Origin of the sequence: Actinoplanes sp. NPDC048967 (assembly GCF_040649415.1) — a bacterium.
Lineage (GTDB): Bacteria > Actinomycetota > Actinomycetes > Mycobacteriales > Micromonosporaceae > Actinoplanes.
On record NZ_JBEZFL010000001.1, the window covers coordinates 864,971 to 884,098 of the forward strand.

The 19,128-nt window shown below is 70.8% G+C and carries 22 protein-coding genes, 1 pseudogene and 1 riboswitch; of the genes and pseudogenes, 12 read left to right on the forward strand and 11 right to left on the reverse strand.

The window, feature by feature from the left end; all coding sequences use genetic code 11:
- Positions 1-90 precede the first annotated feature (90 nt).
- Positions 91-825 carry a neutral zinc metallopeptidase gene (locus tag AB0C12_RS04045; RefSeq protein WP_360543908.1) on the reverse strand — a complete coding sequence of 245 codons (735 nt, stop codon included), beginning with the start codon at positions 823-825 and terminating at the stop codon, positions 91-93.
- Positions 826-1,012: 187 nt separating this feature from the next.
- Between AB0C12_RS04045 and AB0C12_RS04050 the strand changes: the two genes are divergently transcribed.
- Together AB0C12_RS04050 and AB0C12_RS04055 are read left to right on the forward strand one after the other, a co-directional pair.
- A complete protein-coding gene (locus tag AB0C12_RS04050) occupies positions 1,013-1,561 on the forward strand; it encodes a hypothetical protein (RefSeq protein WP_360543910.1) in 549 nt (182 codons plus the stop codon).
- Positions 1,562-1,626: 65 nt separating this feature from the next.
- On the forward strand, positions 1,627-2,373 hold the full coding sequence (locus tag AB0C12_RS04055) for a DUF2071 domain-containing protein (RefSeq protein ID WP_360543912.1): 747 nt from the start codon (positions 1,627-1,629) through the stop codon (positions 2,371-2,373).
- On the opposite strand, the gene AB0C12_RS04060 is transcribed toward AB0C12_RS04055, so the two are convergent.
- The 6 genes from AB0C12_RS04060 to AB0C12_RS04085 all read right to left on the reverse strand — a co-directional run bounded on the left by AB0C12_RS04060 (position 2,370) and on the right by AB0C12_RS04085 (position 6,561).
- Positions 2,370-2,822, reverse strand: coding sequence for an SRPBCC domain-containing protein (locus tag AB0C12_RS04060; protein ID WP_360543914.1), 453 nt, complete (start codon positions 2,820-2,822; stop codon positions 2,370-2,372). The two genes, AB0C12_RS04055 and AB0C12_RS04060, sit on opposite strands and share 4 nt — an antisense overlap.
- Positions 2,819-3,154, reverse strand: coding sequence for a metalloregulator ArsR/SmtB family transcription factor (locus tag AB0C12_RS04065; protein WP_360543916.1), 336 nt, complete (start codon positions 3,152-3,154; stop codon positions 2,819-2,821). Before AB0C12_RS04065 ends, AB0C12_RS04060 begins: the two co-directional genes overlap by 4 nt.
- A gap of 78 nt (positions 3,155-3,232) precedes the next feature.
- The gene (locus AB0C12_RS04070; RefSeq protein ID WP_360543918.1) at positions 3,233-3,778 is read right to left on the reverse strand and encodes a hypothetical protein; all 546 of its coding nucleotides are present in this window, start codon (positions 3,776-3,778) and stop codon (positions 3,233-3,235) included.
- A gap of 18 nt (positions 3,779-3,796) precedes the next feature.
- Entirely contained in the window at positions 3,797-4,510 is a 714-nt protein-coding gene (locus AB0C12_RS04075; protein ID WP_360543920.1) for a spermidine synthase, read from the reverse strand.
- A 142-nt stretch (positions 4,511-4,652) separates the two neighbouring features.
- A complete protein-coding gene (locus tag AB0C12_RS04080) occupies positions 4,653-5,645 on the reverse strand; it encodes a CDP-alcohol phosphatidyltransferase family protein (RefSeq protein ID WP_360543922.1) in 993 nt (330 codons plus the stop codon).
- A gap of 136 nt (positions 5,646-5,781) precedes the next feature.
- Positions 5,782-6,561, reverse strand: coding sequence for a hypothetical protein (locus AB0C12_RS04085; protein WP_360543924.1), 780 nt, complete (start codon positions 6,559-6,561; stop codon positions 5,782-5,784).
- Positions 6,562-6,710: 149 nt separating this feature from the next.
- On the opposite strand from AB0C12_RS04085, the gene hpt reads away from it, so the two are divergent.
- From hpt to AB0C12_RS04100, 3 genes are read left to right on the forward strand one after another with little or no spacing between them, the layout of a single operon-like run.
- Positions 6,711-7,265 (forward strand): hypoxanthine phosphoribosyltransferase, encoded by a 555-nt coding sequence (gene hpt / locus AB0C12_RS04090; protein ID WP_360543926.1) that lies wholly within the window; start codon positions 6,711-6,713, stop codon positions 7,263-7,265.
- Entirely contained in the window at positions 7,262-7,966 is a 705-nt protein-coding gene (locus AB0C12_RS04095; RefSeq protein ID WP_360543928.1) for an HAD family hydrolase, read from the forward strand. Before hpt ends, AB0C12_RS04095 begins: the two co-directional genes overlap by 4 nt.
- Positions 7,957-8,472, forward strand: coding sequence for a pyridoxamine 5'-phosphate oxidase family protein (locus AB0C12_RS04100; protein ID WP_360543929.1), 516 nt, complete (start codon positions 7,957-7,959; stop codon positions 8,470-8,472). Before AB0C12_RS04095 ends, AB0C12_RS04100 begins: the two co-directional genes overlap by 10 nt.
- Positions 8,473-8,503: 31 nt before the next feature.
- Here the strand turns inward: AB0C12_RS04100 and AB0C12_RS04105 are convergent, their stop codons facing one another.
- Positions 8,504-9,118 carry a LysE family translocator gene (locus AB0C12_RS04105; protein ID WP_360543931.1) on the reverse strand — a complete coding sequence of 205 codons (615 nt, stop codon included), beginning with the start codon at positions 9,116-9,118 and terminating at the stop codon, positions 8,504-8,506.
- Between the two features lie 32 nt (positions 9,119-9,150).
- Between AB0C12_RS04105 and AB0C12_RS04110 the strand changes: the two genes are divergently transcribed.
- Positions 9,151-9,633 (forward strand): AAA family ATPase, encoded by a 483-nt coding sequence (locus tag AB0C12_RS04110; protein WP_360543933.1) that lies wholly within the window; start codon positions 9,151-9,153, stop codon positions 9,631-9,633.
- Here the strand turns inward: AB0C12_RS04110 and AB0C12_RS04115 are convergent.
- Positions 9,630-10,154 carry a hypothetical protein gene (locus AB0C12_RS04115; RefSeq protein ID WP_360543935.1) on the reverse strand — a complete coding sequence of 175 codons (525 nt, stop codon included), beginning with the start codon at positions 10,152-10,154 and terminating at the stop codon, positions 9,630-9,632. The two genes, AB0C12_RS04110 and AB0C12_RS04115, sit on opposite strands and share 4 nt — an antisense overlap.
- A 159-nt stretch (positions 10,155-10,313) precedes the next feature.
- Here AB0C12_RS04115 and AB0C12_RS04120 point away from each other — a divergent pair, with 159 nt between their 5' ends.
- The 3 genes from AB0C12_RS04120 (at position 10,314) to AB0C12_RS04130 (ending at position 11,848) form a co-directional block, all read left to right on the forward strand.
- Positions 10,314-10,952 (forward strand): methyltransferase domain-containing protein, encoded by a 639-nt coding sequence (locus tag AB0C12_RS04120; RefSeq protein ID WP_360543937.1) that lies wholly within the window; start codon positions 10,314-10,316, stop codon positions 10,950-10,952.
- 11 nt (positions 10,953-10,963) lie between these two features.
- Complete coding sequence (locus AB0C12_RS04125) at positions 10,964-11,365, forward strand: hypothetical protein (RefSeq protein WP_360543939.1); 402 nt, start codon at positions 10,964-10,966, stop codon at positions 11,363-11,365.
- A gap of 94 nt (positions 11,366-11,459) precedes the next feature.
- Positions 11,460-11,522: riboswitch (guanidine-III (ykkC-III) riboswitch) on the forward strand.
- 11 nt (positions 11,523-11,533) lie between these two features.
- Entirely contained in the window at positions 11,534-11,848 is a 315-nt protein-coding gene (locus AB0C12_RS04130) for a multidrug efflux SMR transporter (protein WP_360543941.1), read from the forward strand.
- Here AB0C12_RS04130 and AB0C12_RS04135 read toward each other — a convergent pair.
- Positions 11,780-12,347, reverse strand: a pseudogene (locus tag AB0C12_RS04135) (haloacid dehalogenase). The gene AB0C12_RS04130 and the pseudogene AB0C12_RS04135 overlap by 69 nt on opposite strands.
- A 128-nt stretch (positions 12,348-12,475) precedes the next feature.
- On the opposite strand from AB0C12_RS04135, the gene AB0C12_RS04140 reads away from it, so the two are divergent.
- The 3 genes from AB0C12_RS04140 to AB0C12_RS04150 are packed head-to-tail and all read left to right on the forward strand — an operon-like array spanning position 12,476 to position 15,414.
- On the forward strand, positions 12,476-12,835 hold the full coding sequence (locus AB0C12_RS04140) for a hypothetical protein (protein WP_360543943.1): 360 nt from the start codon (positions 12,476-12,478) through the stop codon (positions 12,833-12,835).
- A 2-nt stretch (positions 12,836-12,837) separates the two neighbouring features.
- Positions 12,838-14,787, forward strand: a complete 1,950-nt coding sequence (locus AB0C12_RS04145; protein WP_360543945.1) for an ATP-binding protein — start codon at positions 12,838-12,840, stop codon at positions 14,785-14,787.
- Between the two features lie 9 nt (positions 14,788-14,796).
- Positions 14,797-15,414, forward strand: coding sequence for a YdcF family protein (locus tag AB0C12_RS04150; RefSeq protein WP_360543947.1), 618 nt, complete (start codon positions 14,797-14,799; stop codon positions 15,412-15,414).
- Positions 15,415-15,450: 36 nt separating this feature from the next.
- On the opposite strand, the gene metH is transcribed toward AB0C12_RS04150, so the two are convergent.
- Positions 15,451-18,975: a methionine synthase gene (gene metH / locus AB0C12_RS04155; RefSeq protein WP_360543949.1), complete on the reverse strand. Its 3,525-nt coding sequence runs from the start codon at positions 18,973-18,975 to the stop codon at positions 15,451-15,453.
- Between the last annotated feature and the right edge of the window lie 153 nt (positions 18,976-19,128).

A 19,128-nucleotide genomic window follows, 5' to 3' on the forward strand; every position in this document is an offset into this window, starting at 1 on the left:
TGCGTGTCAGGGCAGGCCTCCCGAGCCGTTCGTCAGATGTCCTGCCCATTGTCCCCCGCCGGCCGGCCGTCACGGGCGCCGGTGTGACCGCTACGACACGTCGCAGGGGTCCAGGGAGCGCCGGTAGCCGTTGCTGAAGGACCTGGTCCGCTGCTTGGCCGAGCCGTGCGCGCCCTCGGCGAACCACGGCTGCCCCGGGTCGTCGCCGACCGCTTCCAGGCCTCGGGCCAGCTCCTCGAGGTCACCGTCGTCGAGCTTGAGGGAGCCCTTGCGTTCGCTGTCGCCGATGTACGCCCCCGCCATGCAGTCCGCCTGCAGCTCCAGCTCGATGGTGAACTCCTTCCGGATGCCGAGCCGCCGCTGGATGGCGTGGGCGTACTCGTGGCCGAGCAGGTAGAAGATGAACGCGTCACCGATCTGGCGGAACGCGGCGAACGCCCAGTTGATGTCGTACGCGATGAAGTCACCGGCCGAGCAGTACGCCGCGTTGTTGAGACCGAGGCCCTGCCCGCCGCACGCCACCTCACCCTCCCGCTCGTACGGGATCAGCCGCGCGATCGGCTCGAAGTCCAGCCCGGAGGCCTTGAACTGCGCTTTCCAGTACGCCTCGGCGACCCGTTCGGCGTCTCCGATGTCGGCCTTGAACTCCTCCGGGGTGTCCGTGCCGTCGGGGTCCTCACCGGCGGCGGCGGTACGGGTCGGGGCGGGAGCCCGGCCACCGCCCGGGCCGCTCGCGTCGTCGGGTGCGGAGACGCAGCCGAGGGCGATCAGCGCCACCACCATGGGGACCAGGGGAAGCAGACGGGTGCGGCGCGGTACCGGCATGCGGGTCCTCCGAGGGGCTGGCGTGACCGGGATACCCCAACGGTACGGGCGGACCCGGGGGCCAGGATCAGTCTGTGTGGCACTGGACACTGCCGGATCCGGACCTGATCGCGCACCGGCCGTGTAAGCCGTCCGGCCCCGGGTAGCTCGCACAGGTATCCCACCTGCGCGAACTCTGGAGGACACCTTGGCTCAGGACACTCTTTCCCGGTCCCTGCACGACGTCGGGCTCGCCGCCTGGTTCGGCGGCACCCTGGCCAACGCGGTGGCGCTCAACCCCGCCGCCGCCGAGACGGCCGACCCGGAGAGCACCGGCCGGGTCGCCAACACCGGCTGGAACAAGTGGACGCCGGTGAACGCCGCCGCGATCGGTGCGCACCTGGCCGGCAGCGTCGGCGAGCTGGTCGGCAACCGCGGCCGGCTGGCCGCTCAGCAGGGCGTGGCCGGCATGTCGCTGGCCAAGACCGGCCTGACCGTGGCCGCGCTCGGCGTGACCGGATACAGCCGGCTGCTCGGCCGCAAGGTGGCCAAGGACACCGCGGTGCCCGCCGCCTCCGGCACCGAGTCGACGGTGGACACCCCGATCGAGGTGGTGCGGGCCCAGAAGAAGCTGTCCGCGCTGCAGTGGGTGGTGCCGGCGCTGACCGGTGCGCTCATCGTGATCAGCGCCTTCGCCGGCGAGCAGCAGCGCCCGAGCCAGGTGAAGAAGGGCATCCTCAACCGCTTCACCAGGTGACGCGGCGCCGGCGCGGCGACGGAGATCACTCCGGCGCCGCGCCCGGCACCGGCATGATGGGGAGCGTGCGGATCGAGGACGTGACCCCGGAGACGGTACGGCCGGTACGCCGGTCGTTGCTGGTGCAGAGCTGGCACGACCTCGCGTTCCTGCACTGGGCCGTACCGCCGGAGACCGTGGCGCCGTTCCTGCCCCGCGGCACCGTCCCGGACACCCTGGACGGCGTGAGTTACGTGGGTCTGATCGGCTTCCGGATGGTGCGGCTGGGGCCGTTGCGCGGCCCCGGCATCCCGTATCTGGGCACGTTCCTCGAGACCAACGTGCGGCTGTACAGCGTGGACGCGCAAGGGCGCCGGGCCGTCGTCTTCCTGTCCCTGGAGGCCGAGCGGCTGTTGCCCGTGCTGACCGCGCAGGCCTCGCTGCGCCTGCCGTACAAGTGGGCGCGGATGCGCCTGGAGAAGGACGGCGACGTACTGCGCTACACCAGCCGGCGGCGCTGGCCCGGGCCGCGCGGGGCGGCCAGCTCCATGACGGTACGCGTCGGAGCCCCGCTCACCGAGCCGTCCCCGGCGGAGCACTTCGTCACCGCCCGCTGGGGCCTGCACACCCACGCCTGGGGCCGCAGCCTGCACCTGCCCAACGAGCACCCGCGCTGGCCGTTGCACCGCGCGGAGCTGCTCGAGCTCGACGACGAGCTGATCACCGCGGCCGGCCTGCCCGCACCGGTCGGGCCGCCGGTGAGTGTGCTCTACTCCCCCGGCGTCCCGGTCACCTTCGGCGCTCCCGACACTTTGGCCGGCACCGCCGGTTAGCCGAGCGTGCGGTCCAGCTTGGTGAAGGAGCTGCCCCAGCCCTCGCGGGCCATCGCGACGAAGTCCTCGGTGTACGGGCCCTGGGTCAGCACGAGCCGGGTCCTGCCGCCGGGCTCGTCGTGGAACTCCAGCCGCATCCGCATCAGCGAGCCGGCGAACGCCGGGATGTCGGCCGCGTTCTCCTCGCCGACCAGCAGCTCGTTCTCGACGACCTCGACGAAGGTCACGTCGACCGGCGAGTTCTGGGCCGGGTCCTCGTCGTTGACCATCGTGAAGCGCTGGTGGCCGCCGACCTTGGCCTCGATGTCCACGCTGTCGCGGGGCACCGACCAGCCGACCGGCCCGAACCACGCGGCGAGCTGGTCGGGGTCGGTGAACGCGCGGTAGACCAGCTCCCGCGGGGCGTCGAAGATCCGGGTGAGGACCAGTTGGGTGGTGGCGTCGCTCATGGCTCTCTCTCCTCTTGCTGGATGCGCTGCAGGTGCGCGTCGAGGCGCGCGAAGTTGACGTCCCAGAACCGCCGGTAGCGCTCCATCCAGGCGGTCGCCTCGCGCAGCGGCTCGGCCTGCAGGCTGCTGGAGCGCCACTGCGCGGAGCGGCTGCGGGTGATCAGGCCGGCCTGTTCCAGCACCTTCAGGTGCCGGGAGATCGCCGGGAGGCTGATCGTGAACGGTTCGGCCAGCTCCGAGACGGTGGCGTCGCCCTCGGCCAGCCGGGCCAGGATCGCGCGGCGGGTCGGGTCGGCCAGGGCCGCGAAGATGACGCTGAGCCGGTCGGTCATGCCGTTTAACACCTTCGTTAATTAACGGATGCGTTAAACATAGGATCCCGGGGCGTAGAGGTCAAGACCCTCGCCGGCTCAGACCCGGGACGGGATGCGCCGGTGCAGCTCGGCGAGCAGCGTCCGGGGGCCGGGCGACATCAGGCCCACGTCGATCAGGAACGCCGGGCCGGACTCGCGGCGCAGCACCCGCGGGCGCCGGCCGGGGCCGGGCAGCTCGGTCACCGCGGCCATGTCGGTCGGGGTCACCACCAACTCCGTGAACGGTCCCCAGCGCCGCAGCCCGACCGAGGCGATCGACGCCCAGCGCAGGTGCACGCCACGGCGGCCGGTCGCCGCGAACTCCAGCCCGTACACGGAGCTCTTCATCCAGCCGAGCCTGTTCCAGGCCACCAGCATGACCACGCTCGCGGTGACCACCGGGACGACCAGCAGGCTCTCCGCGACCCGGACCAGCTCACCGATCGTCGGCACGTCGCCCAGCAGCAGCTGGACCACCACCGACAGGCCCCGGCACAGGAACCACACGGCGGCGCACACCCACAGCACGGTCACGAAGACTTCGGCGCGCGGCTGGAAGAACGTCGTGGCGTCCTCGCCGGGTTCGAGAGGGTGGTCGTCCACAACCGCCAGTATGCCCGGCTATGTAGCCACATATACGGTGTTGGCCGACTCTCCGCCGGTGAGCGGGTTCGGGAACGAGACCACGTGCGCCGCCGCCGAGGTGAAGACCTCGGCCAGGACCGCCTCGAACTCGGCGTCCGGCGGGTCGTCGGACCACAGGGCGAAGACGCCGCCGGGCCGCAGGTGCGCGGCGAGCCGGCGCATCCCGTCGACGGTGTAGAGCGCCGCGTTGGCCGGGGCCAGCACGTGCCGCGGACTGTGGTCGACGTCGAGCAGGATCGCATCGAAGCGCCGGCCCGGCACCGCGGGGTCGAAGCCGTCCGGCCCGGCCGCCATCGCGAAGAAGTCACCCTCGACCAGGCGGCTGCGCGGGTCGGTGACCAGCGCCGCCGCCTCGGGCAGCAGCCCGCGCTCGTGCCAGGAGATCACTTCGGCGACCGCGTCGACGACCACCAGCGACGCCACCCGGGCGTCCTCCAGGACGGCCCGCGCGGTGTAGCCGAGGCCGAGCCCGCCCACCACCACGTCCGGGTGGGCATCGCCCGGCAACGCGGCCAGGCCGAGCCGGGCCAGTTCGATCTCGGCCACCGTGAACAGGCTGGACATCAGAAACTCGTCGTTGATCTTGACTTCGTAGACCTCGACGCGCAGCCGCGGGTCGAGGCGGCGGCGCAGGCTGATCTCGCCGATCGGCGTCTCGCGCCAGGCGAGCTCCTCGAAGCGGGCGCTCACGCGCCGCCGCCCAGCGCCGGGGCCGGCCCGACCCGGAAGGCGGGCTCCGGCCACTCTGCCGGCGCGACGGTGCGCACCGCGGATACGTTCATGGCCGGTCAGCTTGCCACGCTGACCGGCCACTCGGTGGGACGCCCCGCCCTCAGGCGGAGATGCGCTGCGGGGAGAGCTCGTCGTCTTCCTCGTCGCCGTCGCTCGGGGCGCCGGCGGCGACCGCGGCCGCGTGGGCGGCGGCCTCGGACGAGCCGATCCTGGCCAGCTCGCGGGTGTAGACCTTGGTGGCGCTGTAGAGCTTGTAGATCAGCAGCAGCTCGAAGCCCGCCAGCGCCACCGCGGACAGCACGGAGAAGAAGATGATCTGGTTGGTCAGCGGGCCGAGGATGAACACGAACATCTGGAACTCGATGCCGCTGAACAGGTGGGCCCGGATGCGCTGACGGGCCAGCGAGTTACGGAGCTTCATCAGCGGGCCCATCTTGGCCCGGAACTCGCCGTACACGTCGACGACCGGGGTCGCCTCGGCCCGGTCACCGGCCACCGGGGCCGCCGCACCGGCGGCGGGACCCACGGGCTGCTGGGCGCTGGTCTCCTCGACGAACACCGGCCGGTCGGGACCCTCGCCACGGGCCGCCTCGAGGTTGCGCCGCATGTCCTGCTTGACCTTGCCCATCTGCAGGGCGTTCAGGTAGCGGAACATGTCGAGGAAGATGACCACGCCGGCCAGCCACAGGTAGATCACGTTGTCGGTCTTGGCGTACTGGCCGACCATCAGGGCGACCGCGCAGGTGACCACGCGCAGCCGGTCGAAGACATAGTCGAGCCAGGCGCCGAACACCGAGCCCGTACCCTTGAGCCGGGCGATCTTGCCGTCCATGCAGTCGAGCACGAAGCTGATGTGGAAGACCACCGCGCCGGCCACCAGCCACGGGTAGTCGCCCTGCAGGAAGCAGTACGCGGCCACGAAGCCGAGCAGGAACGCGCCCATGGTCAGCAGGTTCGGCGTGATCCAGCGGACCGGGGCCACGAGCCAGACCAGCCGCGACGCCAGCGGATCGACGAGCCACACGGTCCACCAGGCGTCGCGATCCTTGTAGGTACGGGTCCGGATCTCGTCCAGCGTGAACCGTTGTGCCATGCCACAACTCCACCGTCGTGATGAATACATGAATAGTTGGACGCGCGGACATTACAGGAGTCTCATTACGGTCAGCGGAAGCAGGCCGGGAATGTGGACAAACGGCGCCTGGATGCACCTGACCGGCCCGAGTCCGTCACGCTGTGCCATACAGCAGGAGAACGGCCAGCGCCGGCCCGCCGCCCAGCAGCAGCCCCCGGCCGAACGCGCGGGTCCGGGGCACGGTCAAGCAGGCGAGCCCACCGACCAGCGCGCCGCAGCCGGTGAGCAGCAGCGCCGGATAGGCCGCGGACACCGCCGCGATCGCCCCCGGCACTCCCCCCGCCACCAGTCCCGCCGCGAACCCCCAGCGCCGGCCGGCCGGCGGGGCGACGGTCAGGACGGCGTCGCCGAAGACGCCCGGCCCGGCCTCCAGCGAGAACGCGTAACCCTCCCCGTCGTACGCCCGCAGCGCCAGCGGTTCCGGCACCTCCCGCACCCGCAGGCCGGAGTCCCGCCAGAGCTCGTGATAGACCCCGACCAGCTGCGGATAGGCGATCGGTACGTCCCGCAGCAACAGGCTGCGTTCCCGGCGCCGGCCGGAATGCAGCATCGGTGTCACCTTCAGCCGGGTCGACACCAGCGCGCTGTGCAGCCTGTTCTCCACCCCACGGGCGATCGGGTCGCGGGGCAGGACCCGGCTCAGCCCGCGCAGCACGAAGGCGTTGAGCACGGCCAGCAGCGGCAGGGCGTACCAGCCGAGATGGTCCGGGACGAGGGCGAGCAACGGCGACAGCAGACCGGCCGGCATCGTCAGCACCACCGCTACGAAGACCGCCAGATCCGCGTACGGCGACCACCGCCGGCCCGCGAGTGTGAGCAGCGCCACGACGATCACGTAGCAGGTCGCCACCGGGGCGAAACGGAGCCGGCGCATGATCGCAGTCTGCCGCCCGGCCAGGGCGGATGCCGGCGAAACGGCGTGTGCGCCAGGGGCTGGACGCGTGTTGGCGGCCGGGGCCCCGCGTGTCAGGATTCCGGCGTGACCTCGCGGGGGGCTGCGAGGCGCGGCGACTTCTCAGGGGGATGACGGTGGACGCCGACCACGTCGCGGACGACCTCGAGTCCGTGCTGCTCACCGAGGACCAGATCCACACCCGGGTGAAGGGACTGGCCGCCGAGATCGGCAAGGACTACGCCGGCCGCGAGGTCGTGCTGGTGGGGGTGCTGGGCGGGGCCGCCACGTTCACCGTCGACCTGGCCCGGGCCCTGGAGAGCCAGGTGGAGATCGACTGGATGGCGATCCGGTCGTACACCACGAGCAAGCGCGCTTCCGGCTCCGTACGCCTGCTCAAGGATCTTGATCTGGACATCACCGACCGGGACGTGATCATCGCGGAGACGGTCATCCAGACCGGCCTGACCATGTCGTGGCTGATCGCCAACCTGCGGCAGCGCGGACCCGCGTCGATCGCGGTGGCGGCGCTGCTGCGCAAGCCGGACACCCCGGAGTTCGGCGTGCCGACCTACGTCGGCTTCGACGTGCCGGCCGGCCTGATCGTCGGGTACGGCCTGGACTACCGCGGCCACTACCGCAACCTGCGCTGTGCGGCCGTGCTCGCCCCGCACGCCGTGCGATGAAGGCCGTCGTCTTCGACTTCTTCGGCACGCTGACCGACCCGTCCGCCGAGGACGGCCGGCGGTCCTCCTTCATCGCGACCGCGGCGGCCCTCGGGGTGCCGGCAGACGCCTTCTGCACGATGATGGGGGCCACCTTCCGCGAGCGGGCGACCGGCGCGTTCGGCGACACCCGGGCCACCCTTGAAACCGTGGCTCTGCGCTGCGGCGTCACCCCGGCACCGGACGCCCTCGACGCGGCCACGGCGGTGCAACTCGCCGGCGCGGCCACGGTCCGCACACCGCGGCCCGGCGTCCTGGCGGTGCTGGCCACCCTGCGCGAGCGCGGCCTGCGGTTGGGGCTGATCTCCGACTGCAGCAGCGAGCTGTACGAGAGCTGGCCGTCGACCCCGTTCGCACCCCTGATCGACGCGGCGGTCTTCTCGTGGCGCGAGGGCTACCGCAAACCCGACCAGCGCCTGTACGCCACAGTGGCCGATCGCCTGGGCGTCCTCCCGCAACAGTGCTGGTACGTGGGCGACGGCGGCAGCCGCGAACACTGGGGAGCCGCCACGGCCGGGATGCGCCCGATCCTGGTGACCAACGCCAACTATCCGTCGGCGGCGGCGTACCGCGACGACCCGGACACCCACGTGCCGGAGCTGACGGTCGACGACCTCTCGACGCTGCTCCCGCTGATCTGCCAAGATCACTCATGCCCGTGACCAACCCCTGGCTGGCCGGCCCGGCCCCCACCGCCCGCCTGGACCGGCCCCGCCTCGAGGAACGCCTGCTCAACCTGCTGTCGTCGCAGAACATGTGCGTGCTGGCCACGGCGGGACCGGCCGGGCCGCTGGCCACCCCGGTGCGCTACTTCCACCTGGACTTCACGCTGATGTTCACCGCGGCGGCCGGCTCGCCGAAGCTGCGCAACATCGCCGCCGACCCGCGGGTCTCGGTCGGCGTCTTCGCGCCGCTGGTGGGCCAGGCCAGCAGCCGCGGGGCGCAGATCTTCGGTCAGGCGCGGGTGCTGACCGAGCCGGACCCGGACTTCGCGCGGTTCTGGCCGGCGGTGCGCTGGCAGTCGGAGCACGTCGAACGGTCCCGCTCGCTGGACGACCCGCCGACGGGACCGCTCGTGGTGATCCCGGCCGACCGCATCGTCTACACCGAGCACTGGCTGCGCCGGGACGGCTTCGCACCCCGCCAGGTCTGGCGGGCCGCGGCCTAGTCGAACCGGTGCCGCGGCTCGGTCAAGCCGGTCAGGTGCTGCTCAGGGCGAGCCGGAGCCCGAAGGCGGTGATGACGGTGCCGGTGATCCGGTCCAGCACGCGACGGGCCACCGGCCGGCGCAGGAGGGTGCGCAGCCGGTGCGCGAGCCCGACCAGGACGGCCGACCAGGCGGTACCCAGGACGATGTGGAGGCCGGTCAGCAGCACCCCGAAGGCGAACGGCGCCACGTCCGGCGGGATGAACTGCGGCAGCAGGGCGACGTAGAACGCGCCCATTTTCGGATTCAGCAGGTTGGTGAGCAGCCCGCGCCGGAACCCCGGCGCCTCCGGGGCAGTCCGCGGCTCAGCCCTGTGACGGCGGGCGGCCCACAGCATGGAGAGGCCCATCCAGATCAGATAGCAGGCGCCGGCCCACCGCAGGACGTCGTAGGCGAGCCGCGAGGCGGTCAGCAGGGCCGTGATGCCGGCCGAGGTGAGCACACCCCAGACCAGGGTGCCGCTCTGGATGCCGAGAACGACACCCCAGGCGCGGCGCGGGGCGCCGACGGCAGCGGTACGCAGAATGAGCGCGGTGTCCATGCCCGGCGTCAGCGTCAGCAGCCCGACCACGACGACGAAGGACCCGAGACTGCTCAGCACTGTCACCGGCTCACGCTAGCGCCTCGTACGCTCTGCCCATGACCCCGCGCCCCGCCGCCAAGATCCTGATCACCGGCATGTCAGGTACGGGCAAGTCCACGGCGTTGCGGGCCCTCGGCGCGCTCGGGCACCGCACGGTCGACACGGACACCGACCGGTGGAGCCGCTGGGTGACGCTGCCGGACGGCTCGGCGGACTGGATCTGGCGCGAGCCGGAGATGACGGAGCTGCTCAGCGGCCCGGGAGACCTGTTCGTGGCCGGCTGCAAATCCAACCAGGGCGAGTTCTACCCGAGATTCGACCACGTCGTGCTGCTGAGCGCGCCGGCGGAAGTACTGCTGGCCCGGATCGCGGCGCGCACCGACAACCCGTACGGCAAGAGCCCCGCGGAACGCGCAGCGGTCCTCGACCACCGGGCGCACGTGGAACCGCTGCTGCGCGCCACCGCGACCGCGGAGATCGACGTGACCGCCCCGGTCGACGAGGTCGTACGGCAGCTGGAAGCGCTGCTGCGCGCCTAGTTCGCGGTGTCGCCGGCCCAGCCGGCCAGTTCGATGATCTCACCGGCGAGGTCGGCCACCGGGCGCCCGTCGGTGGCGATCCGGTGCACCCACTCCGGGCTCAGCTCCGCCAGCTCACGCGCCGCGAGGTCGCTGCGTTCCACGTGGCGTTGCAGCGCGGTGCCGATCTCGCGCCGGGCCAGCCGCTGCCGCGCCGTACCGTCGTCGGCGGTGAGCAGGACGGCCGTGACCCGCGGATCATCGCCCATCGCGGTCGTGAGCGCGTCGACGAAGCGGACGCTCACCGTGTTGGTGTAGATCAGCCGCCGGTAGCCCAGGACGCGGTAGTTGGCCCACATGGCGGCCAGATTGCGTTCGGCCAGGCCGTGCTCCCACGGCGGCGGATAGGCCAGGTCGAGGTTGTCGCCCTCGATCAGGCAGTGCCGGACGTGCCGCGCGGACAGCTGCACGTGGATCTCGGTGCCGACGCTGGTCTTGCCGACGCCGGCCCGGCCGCCGAGGAACAGCACTTCACTGCGCAAGGGGCCTCATCCTGACGTTCGGCGGGGAACGAATCCACGGTAGAGGGTGCCGTCGGCAGTGTCCGGGTGCTGACGATGAACCTGTGGAACCGGCACGGGGACTGGCGCGCCGCCGTACCGTGCTGGTCGAGGGTCTTCGGCCGTCCTGGAGGAGTCACAGTGACGTCGCATCCGGTGTTTGCGCGGGTCTATGCCCGGCTGAGCGTACTGATGGATCGCGCCGGGATGGCCGAGCGGCGGCGGGCCCTGGTCGCGGGGTTGTCCGGCCGGGTGGTGGAGGTCGGGGCGGGCAACGGGCTCACTTTCGCGCACTATCCGGCCGAGGTGACCGAGGTGGTGGCGGTCGAGCCGGAGCCGCGGCTGCGAGCCGCCGCTGCGGTTGCCGGGCGGCGGGCCCCCGTACCGGTGCAGGTGGTCGACGGCCTGGCCGACGCGCTGCCCGGCGCGGACGGCCGGTTCGACGCCGCGGTGGTCTGCCTGGTGTTGTGCACGGTGCCGGACCAGGCAGCCGCGCTGGCGGAGATCAAACGGGTGCTGCGCCCGGGCGGCCGGGTGCGGTTCTTCGAGCACGTCGCCGCGGAGCAGCCCGGGATGCGCCGGGCTCAGCGGGTGGCCGACGCGACGCTGTGGCCGCGACTGTTCGGCGGCTGCCACACCGGCCGGGACACCGCCGCCGCGATCGTCGCGGCGGGATTCGTCCCGGATGAGCTGGAGCGGTTCCGCTTTCCCCCGACCGGGCCGAAGAGCCCGGCAACCCCGCACATCCGGGGTACTGCCACGCGCCCCGGCACTGGGTAGAGTCCTGCGCCATGTCATACGACCTTGCGGTGTGGGAGGGCGATCGCCCGGCGAATGACCTGGCCGCCGCGGCGGAGCTCAAACTCCTGTACGACCGCTACGTGGGGTCGGCCGACAACACGAGCCGACGGCGCCGACCGTGGCCTACGTGGGCCGACCAACTGCGTACGGCGGCCCGCGAAGTTTGGCGGTTCGAGCTGACGTCCGCCCGCCAACGCCCCGTGCGGGACCCGGATGGCGAACTGGCGCGCCGGGTGCTGGTGCGGCTGTCGGCCGACAACCACTTCGCGGTGCTGACGCGGGCGGACGGCTGGTGCATCCAGGCGGGCTACGGGGCGCAGGCGGGAACCCGGCCGGGCAACGGTGACCCGACCCTCGCAGCCCGCTTCCCGTGGCAGCCCTACGTCGTCTGAGCTCGTAGTACGTCCCAGAGTCGCTGTTCGAGGCGGTGGCTGTCTCGGTTGTCACACCTCCAGCGGCATTCCGTCGGCGTATGTCACGCTGGAGGCAGAGCTCAGGTGAGCTCCCGGACGAGGGTGCCGTACCCGGTCAGCGACAAGACGGCGCGCGGGAGGACTTCCATGTCCTGGTTCATTCTTGTGCTCTCCGGTGTGTGCGAAGCGGTCTGGGCGACGGCCCTGGGCCGGAGCCAGGGCTTCGCCCGGCTCGGCCCGTCGGTGGTGTTCTTCGTCGGGATCATCGCCAGCATGGCGGGCCTGGCGTACGCGATGCGCACCTTGCCGATCGGCACGGCGTACGCGGTATGGGTGGGGATCGGCGCTGTCCTGACCGTCGCCTACGCCATGGTCACCGGCGAGGAGCCGGCCTCACTGCTGAAGTTCGTCTTCCTGACGATGATCATCGGTGGGGTGATCGGTCTCAAGGCCATCCACTGAAGCCGCGTGGTGCTTCGCGACCAGGCCGGGCAGCTCGTCCAGCGCATCGATGCGGAACAGGCACTGCCCGGCCACGTCCGGCATGTCGAGGATGTGGCCCCAAGGACCACGCCGGATCAGGCAGGTCTTCAGACCGGCCCGCTCGGCCGGGCGGATGTCGTTGTCGGGCCGGATGGGCGGGCTGATTACCGGCCAGGCCCACGAACAAGCCCTGGTCCTTCAGAGCGGCCAGGCACGCCCGCGCGTCGGGGTAGAGATCCTCCTCGCCGAACGACTCAGGCCGACCGGCTGCCGCTCGGCGCTCCCGTTCGGCCTCGACGTCGAAATCGGGCCGGAAGACCCGGAACGTCTCCCGATAGTCGAGTCCACGGGCGATCACCGCGCCGAAGACCGCCGAGAACGTATGCCGTGGCACACCGATCCAGTCGGCCCAGGTCTCGAACTCCCGGGACTCGTCGAGAACGGTCCCGCCGACGTCGAAGAAGACCACCTCGATCATTGACCGTACCCCCCCGTCACGTCGACGCACCCGCGACCAGGCAGCTTGGTCGTCGGCCACCCGAAGCCTGAATATCCGGTAGTCACATGATCACTTTCTGTTGACGCCGCTTAGTAGACTTCGTACCCATGTCCCGCCGCAGTCGCATCATTCTGGCCGGTCGCATCGTCTTCGCCGCATCGCTGGCCGGCCTCATCGTCTATTTCGCCATCGTCGGCCTCGACAAGGCTGACAAGCTGGCCAGCACGATCGGCGTCGTCGTCGCGCTGGTGGCCTTCTTCGGTCCGCACCTGCTGCCCGCATCGCCACCGTCAGGCGCTGACCGGGTCGAGGACTCGGGGAACGCGACGGCAACCAGTGGCGGCAGTGCCAACACCGGCGTCCGCGGTGGCGGGCCGGCGGGCCCGGCCACCGTCATCCGATCCGGTGACGCCCGAGCCGATGGACCGGCATCGGTGGCCAACACCGGCATCGAGCATCGCGGCTGACAGTGGGCGACCCGCGGTCCTCCGTGGAGCAATCGGGGAACGCGACCGCCAGCGACGGCGGAATCGCCATCTCGGGCATCCTCCACGGTGGTATCCATCAGCACTTCCATCCCCCGGCGCAGCGGGTGCCCGACGAAGCCGAAATCGCGGCGTCGCTCACCCAGAAGTTCCGTGCTTACGCCGACAACGAACTTCGGGCCCTGGTCGACTGGGGCCAGATGCGGGTGCCGTGGCACCGGCTCGGCGACAACGAAGGGGGGCTGGCCCAAGAGACCGACCTGGCCCGGCACATCTGCGGTGGTGGCCGGCTGGTGATCTTCGGTGACTCGCAGTCCGGCAAGACGACGCTCGCGTACTCGCTGATGCACCGCCTGGACGCGGAGAACTGCCCATCCGTCCTGCTCCGACTGCGCTCCTGGATGCCGACCCGGCAGCGGCTCGCGGTCTGGATCTCCGGAATGCTGCGCGACGAGTACGGCCTGCACGACCTGGAGCACCTCAGGGCGCTCCAGGACATCGTCGAGGGGCGGCTGGTCCCCATCTTCGACGGCTTCGACGAAATCGCCCCCAGCGCACAACGCCTGGCGTCGGAGGCGTTCCGGCAGTTCACCGCGGGCAAGCGAGCGGTCCTCACCGGTGTTCGGACGCCGGCCAATTCGTCGTACTTCGACAATGCCGTGCCCGACGCCGCGGTCATCGAACTCGGCCCGGTCAGCGCGGACGAGGTAGGCCGGTTCCTGATGCTCAAGGTGCCGCCGCTGGCCCGGCCGCACTGGGAGGCGCTCTCCGGCGGACTGGCCACTGCCCCCGCCGCGCGTACGGCGTTGGCGAAGCCGTTGAACGCCTGGCTGGCCAAGACCGTGTATGCGGTTGAGGACGAATACACCGGCCGGGTCACCGATCTGCTCGAGCTGCGGACGCCCGGCGATGTCGAGCAGCATCTGTTGCAACGAACGATCACCGCCATCTTCACCCGGGTCGCCGCTCGACCGGACGGCGACGACGCGCCGTCCGACGGCTTCGTTCCGGCGGAGGTGGAGCATTGGCTCGGGTTCCTCGGCTCCCGTAGATCGAACGAGGCCATCGCGTTCTGGCAGCTTCGCCAGCTCGCGCCGATGTACCGCCTCGGGCTGGCCGGCAGTGTGTTTCTCGGGGTGACCGCGGCGCTGCTCGGCGGGGTGTTTCCCCCCGCCGCGGTCGCGCTCTTTCTGCTGACCGGCGTGCTGTTCGGCTTCGGATACGCGCGCGGCTATTCGGTCGGACGCTGGAAAGCACCGGACGACCCCACCCGTATCGGTTACCTGTTCACTGCGGGCAAAGGCCAGAAAGACGGTGATGTTCAGGACCACGCCCGCAAGCTCGTCATGGGGGCCGGACTCGCCGCGACCTGCTATCTCGCGACCGGCGCGGTGTGGTGGCCGGCGAACGCCGCCGACTGGTGGCTGGGTCTGACCATGCGGCCGTTCATCGGCTGGGTGCTGGTGGCCGCCCTGCTCGGCCTCACCGTCGGATACGGCGGCGGACGGCTGTCGGCACGGGTGCTGCGGTCCCTGCCCAAGGTGGATGCGGGCACCGGCGCCCGCACCGCCGACCCGCTCAAGGTGATCAACAACGACCGGCGCTCCGGCATCGGCATGATGGTCCTGGCCACTGTCACCCTGGGGAGCGGCTACCTGATCTTCGCGCCGATGTTCCACCCGCCGAGTGCCTTCTGGAGCCTGAGTGCGCTGCCGGTCGGGGTCGCGGCCGCGGTGTTCTTCTGGAATCAGTGGGCGCCGTTCAAGGTCGCCCATCTGTGGCTCTACCTACGCGACCGGCTGCCGTGGGCCTTCGCACCGTTCCTGCAGGTCTGTCACGACTCCGGCGTGTTGCGGAAGAACGGCAATCACTACATCTTCCGGCATGATCGTCTGCGTGCCTGCCTGGCAGCGATGTACAACCGCGGGCGCTAGCCTGGCGGGATGGGTTTGAAGGTCCTTCCCGGGACCGCGGAGCTACGGGACATCGCGCACATCCTGGTGCCCGGCCGGGGCCGCGACGCGACCGGTTTCGGGCTGCCTGATCAGGCACTTGCCCGGCTCACCGTGGCCCATCACCTCTTCGACGAGGTGGCCGGCCCGGCGGGCGGGCGCGTCGTGTGCTCCGGCTACAAGACGCCGGTCGATCATCGAGATGGGCTGCCCGAGGCAGAGATGATGAAAACCGAGCTGATCCGGCAAGGTGTGCCGGGCGGATCCATCGTCGCCGAGAGCCGATCCATCGACACGGTGACGAACTTCCTTCGTACGGAGATCGAGGGCTTCTTCGGCGACGACCGGCCGGTCGCGATCGTCGCGCAGCAGGACCACCTGGACCGGATGATGACGGTCATAGCACCGCGTACCCTGCGCCGCGGCTACGTCGGCGTGGTCGTCCCGGAGCAGCGGCCCGGCCGAGAAGGCCCCCTGGTCGCCCTGGTCAGCCGCATCATCCTCACCGGCCTGCCCGACGACCCGGAGCCGAGAATCGAGACGGCGGAACGCAGGGCCCGGCACATCTGGCGCGCGGCAGAACTCCTCGGCAAGCGCTCCTACTTCTGAGCCGCTCAGGAGGCCACACGCAGACCCGGCCACCGCCTACTTGGCGTTGAAGTAGTTGGCGTCCGGGTGGTGGGTGATGATCGCGTCCGTCGACTGCTCGGGCTCCAGCTGGAACTCCTCCGACAGCTTCACCCCGATGCGGCCCGCGTCCAGCAGGTCGACCACCTTCGCCCGGTCTTCCAGGTCCGGGCAGGCCGGGTAGCCGAATGCGTAGCGGCAGCCGCGGTAGTCGTTCTTCAGGATGCCCGCCAGGTCGGTCGGGTCGTTCGCGCCCACCGGTGCGCCGTTCGGGAGGGTCAGTTCTGAGCGGATGCGGCGGTGCCAGTACTCGGCCAGGGCTTCGGTCAGCTGGACCGACAGGCCGTGGACCTCCAGGTAGTCGCGGTACTCGTCGCGGGCGAACATCTTGGCCGTGTATTCGCTGATCGGCTGGCCCACCGTGACCAGTTGCAGGGCCACCACGTCCAGTTCGCCGTCGGCGCCGCGGGGCTTGAAGAAGTCGGCCAGGCACAGGCGCCTTTCCTGGCGCTGGCGGGGGAACGTGAAGCGGGCCCTTTCCGCCGCGCCGTTCTCGTCCAGCACCACCAGGGTGTTGCCTTCCGAGTACGCCGGGAAGTAGCCGTACACGACCGCCGCCTCCAGGACGTGATCCGCCGCCAGGCGGTCCAGCCAGTAGCGCAGGCGGGGCCTTCCCTCGCTCGCCACCAGCTCTTCGTACGACGGGCCGCTGCCGCCGCGGGCCGCCTTCAGGCCCCACTGGCCCAGGAACGTCGCCCGCTCGTCCAGCATCGACGCGTAGTCCTTCAGCGGGATGCCCTTGACCACCCGGGTGCCGAAGAACGGCGCCTTCGGGATGTCGACGTCGGTGGCCACGTCGGAGCGGACCGAGGTGTCGTCCAGAGGCGGCAGGTTCTCCGAGACCATCGCGCGCTGCTTCTCGCGGCGGACCCGGCGGGCGGCCAGCGCGGCCTCGCGTTCCGGGTCGATCACCGGGGCGCCGCCGCGCTTGGCGGTCATCACCTTGTCCATCAGCGACAGACCCTCGAACGCGTCCCGGGCGTAGTGCACCTCACCCTCGTACTGGGAGCGCAGGTCGTCCTCGACGTACGCGCGGGTCAGCGCCGCGCCGCCCAGCATGACCGGATACTTCGCCGCGACGCCGCGCGACGCCATCTCCTGCAGGTTCTCCTTCATCACGACCGTGCTCTTCACCAGCAGGCCGGACATGCCGATCGCGTCCGCCTGGTGCTGCTCGGCCGCCTCGATGATCGCGTTGATCGGCTGCTTGATGCCGATGTTGACGACCTCGTAGCCGTTGTTGCTCAGGATGATGTCGACCAGGTTCTTGCCGATGTCGTGCACGTCGCCCTTGACCGTGGCGAGCACGATGCGGCCCTTGCCTTCCTCGTCCTCGTTCTTCTCCATGTGCGGCTCGAGGAACGCCACCGCGGCCTTCATCACCTCGGCCGACTGGAGCACGAACGGCAGCTGCATCTGCCCGGAGCCGAACAGCTCACCGACGGTCTTCATGCCGTCGAGCAGCACGTCGTTGACGATCGCCAGGGCCGGCTTGGTCCGCAGCGCCTCCAGCAGGTCGTCCTCGAGGCCGTTGCGCTCGCCGTCGATGATGCGGCGCTTGAGGCGCTCCTCCAGCGGCAGCCCGGCCAGCTCCTGCGCCCGGGACTCGCGGGCCGACGTGACGTCGACGCCTTCGAAGAGCTGCAGGAACTTCTGCAGCGGGTCGTACCCCTCGCGGCGCCGGTCGTAGATCATGTCGAGCGCGACCTCGCGCTGCTCGTCCTGGATCTTCGACATCGGCAGGATCTTGCTGGCGTGCACGATCGCGCTGGTCATCCCGGCCTGTACGCACTCGTGCAGGAAGACCGAGTTGAGCACCTGGCGGGCGGCCGGGTTGAGGCCGAAGGAGATGTTGGAGACGCCGAGGGTGAAGTTGACGCCCGGGTACAGCGCGCTGATCCGCCGGATCGCCTCGATGGTCTCCAGGCCGTCGCGGCGGGTCTCCTCCTGGCCGGTGGCGATCGGGAACGTGAGGCAGTCGACCAGGATGTCCGACAGCTTCATGCCCCACGTGCCGGTGAGGTCGTCGATGAGCCGCGTCGCGACCCGGACCTTCCAGTCGGCGTCGCGGGCCTGGCCCTCCTCGTCGATGGTCAGGGCGACCACGGCCGCGCCGTGCTCCTTGACGATCGGCATCATCCGGGCGTAGCGGGAGCCGGGGCCGTCGCCGTCCTCGTAGTTGACCGAGTTGACCACGCAGCGGCCGCCGAGCATCTCCAGGCCCGCCTCGACGACCTGCGGCTCGGTCGAGTCCAGCATGATCGGCAGGGTCGAGGCGGTGGCGAAGCGGCCGGCCAGCTCACGCATGTCCTGGGTGCCGTCGCGGCCCACGTAGTCGACGCACAGGTCGAGCAGGTGCGAGCCGTCGCGGGCCTGGCTGCGGGCGATCTCCACGCAGGCCTGCCAGTCGCCGGCCAGCATCGGCTCGCGGAACGCCTTCGAGCCGTTGGCGTTGGTGCGCTCGCCGATCATCAGCACGCCGGCGTCCTGCCGGAACGGCACCTCGTGGTAGATCGACGCGGCGGCCGGGGCGTGCTGCGGCTCGCGGGGGGCAGCCTGGAGGCCGCGGACGCGGCTGACGACAGCCTCGATGTGCGCGGGCGTCGTGCCGCAGCAGCCGCCGACCAGCGAGACGCCGTACTCGCGGACGAAGCGGTCCAGCGCCTCGGCCAGCTCGTCGGGGGTGAGCGGGTAGTAGGCGCCGCCGGCGGCCAGCACCGGCAGGCCGGCATTGGGCATGACCGACACCGGTACGCTCGCCGACTGCGCCAGGTAGCGCAGGTGCTCGGTCATCTCGGCCGGGCCGGTCGCGCAGTTCAGTCCGATCAGGTCGATGCCCAGCGGCTCCAGCGCGGTCAGCGCCGCACCGATCTCGCTGCCCAGCAGCATCGTGCCGGTGGTCTCCACGGTCACGTGAGCGATGATCGGCACCTTGCGCCCGACCTCGGCCATCGCCCGGTGCGCGCCGACCACCGCCGACTTGGTCTGCAGCAGGTCCTGACAGGTCTCGATGATCAGCGCGTCGGCGCCGCCCAGGACCAGGCCGGCCGCGTTCTCGTGGTACGCGTCACGCAGCGTGGTGTAGTGCGTGTGGCCGAGGGTGGGCAGCTTGGTGCCGGGACCGATCGAGCCCAGCACGTACCGGGGCTGTTCCGGGGTCGAGTGGGCGTCGGCCGCCTCGCGGGCGACCGCGGCACCGGCCTGCGACAGCTCCCGGATCCGGTCCTGGATGTCGTAGTCGCCCAGATTGCCGAGGTTGGCACCGAAGGTGTTGGTCTCGACGCAGTCCGCCCCCGCGGCCAGGTAGGCCTCGTGGACGCCGCGGACGACGTCGGGGCGGGTCACGTTCAGGATCTCGTTGCAGCCCTCGAGACCCTGGAAGTCGGCGTCCACGTCGAGGTCGGCGGCCTGCAGCATCGTGCCCATCGCTCCGTCGGCGACGAGGACACGATCGGTCAGCGCGGCAAGGAAGGAGTTCTGCACCTTGCAAGGCTAATGGCACATCCCCCGTTCGCCGAGGATCGGTGTCCGACAGATGGACTCTCTGTGACCGGGCTCTCCAAGCGATGACGGGGGTCGGCGCGGCCGCCGGGTGGGATCAGACGCGGACACGTAGGCTTTGCGTACGTGAGGTAC

What these genes read in the sequence shown, in the direction of transcription:
- AB0C12_RS04100 (WP_360543929.1), top strand. Translation starts at nt 7,957, where the DNA reads ATGCCCGTGACCAACCCCTGGCTGGCCGGCCCGGCCCCCACCGCCCGC.
- hpt (WP_360543926.1), top strand. Translation starts at nt 6,711, where the DNA reads ATGACGGTGGACGCCGACCACGTCGCGGACGACCTCGAGTCCGTGCTG.
- AB0C12_RS04130 (WP_360543941.1), top strand. Translation starts at nt 11,534, where the DNA reads ATGTCCTGGTTCATTCTTGTGCTCTCCGGTGTGTGCGAAGCGGTCTGG.
- AB0C12_RS04060 (WP_360543914.1), bottom strand. Translation starts at nt 2,822, where the DNA reads ATGAGCGACGCCACCACCCAACTGGTCCTCACCCGGATCTTCGACGCC.
- AB0C12_RS04045 (WP_360543908.1), bottom strand. Translation starts at nt 825, where the DNA reads ATGCCGGTACCGCGCCGCACCCGTCTGCTTCCCCTGGTCCCCATGGTG.
- AB0C12_RS04110 (WP_360543933.1), top strand. Translation starts at nt 9,151, where the DNA reads ATGACCCCGCGCCCCGCCGCCAAGATCCTGATCACCGGCATGTCAGGT.
- AB0C12_RS04065 (WP_360543916.1), bottom strand. Translation starts at nt 3,154, where the DNA reads ATGACCGACCGGCTCAGCGTCATCTTCGCGGCCCTGGCCGACCCGACC.
- AB0C12_RS04125 (WP_360543939.1), top strand. Translation starts at nt 10,964, where the DNA reads ATGTCATACGACCTTGCGGTGTGGGAGGGCGATCGCCCGGCGAATGAC.
- AB0C12_RS04150 (WP_360543947.1), top strand. Translation starts at nt 14,797, where the DNA reads ATGGGTTTGAAGGTCCTTCCCGGGACCGCGGAGCTACGGGACATCGCG.
- AB0C12_RS04080 (WP_360543922.1), bottom strand. Translation starts at nt 5,645, where the DNA reads ATGGCACAACGGTTCACGCTGGACGAGATCCGGACCCGTACCTACAAG.
- AB0C12_RS04140 (WP_360543943.1), top strand. Translation starts at nt 12,476, where the DNA reads ATGTCCCGCCGCAGTCGCATCATTCTGGCCGGTCGCATCGTCTTCGCC.
- AB0C12_RS04095 (WP_360543928.1), top strand. Translation starts at nt 7,262, where the DNA reads ATGAAGGCCGTCGTCTTCGACTTCTTCGGCACGCTGACCGACCCGTCC.
- AB0C12_RS04085 (WP_360543924.1), bottom strand. Translation starts at nt 6,561, where the DNA reads ATGCGCCGGCTCCGTTTCGCCCCGGTGGCGACCTGCTACGTGATCGTC.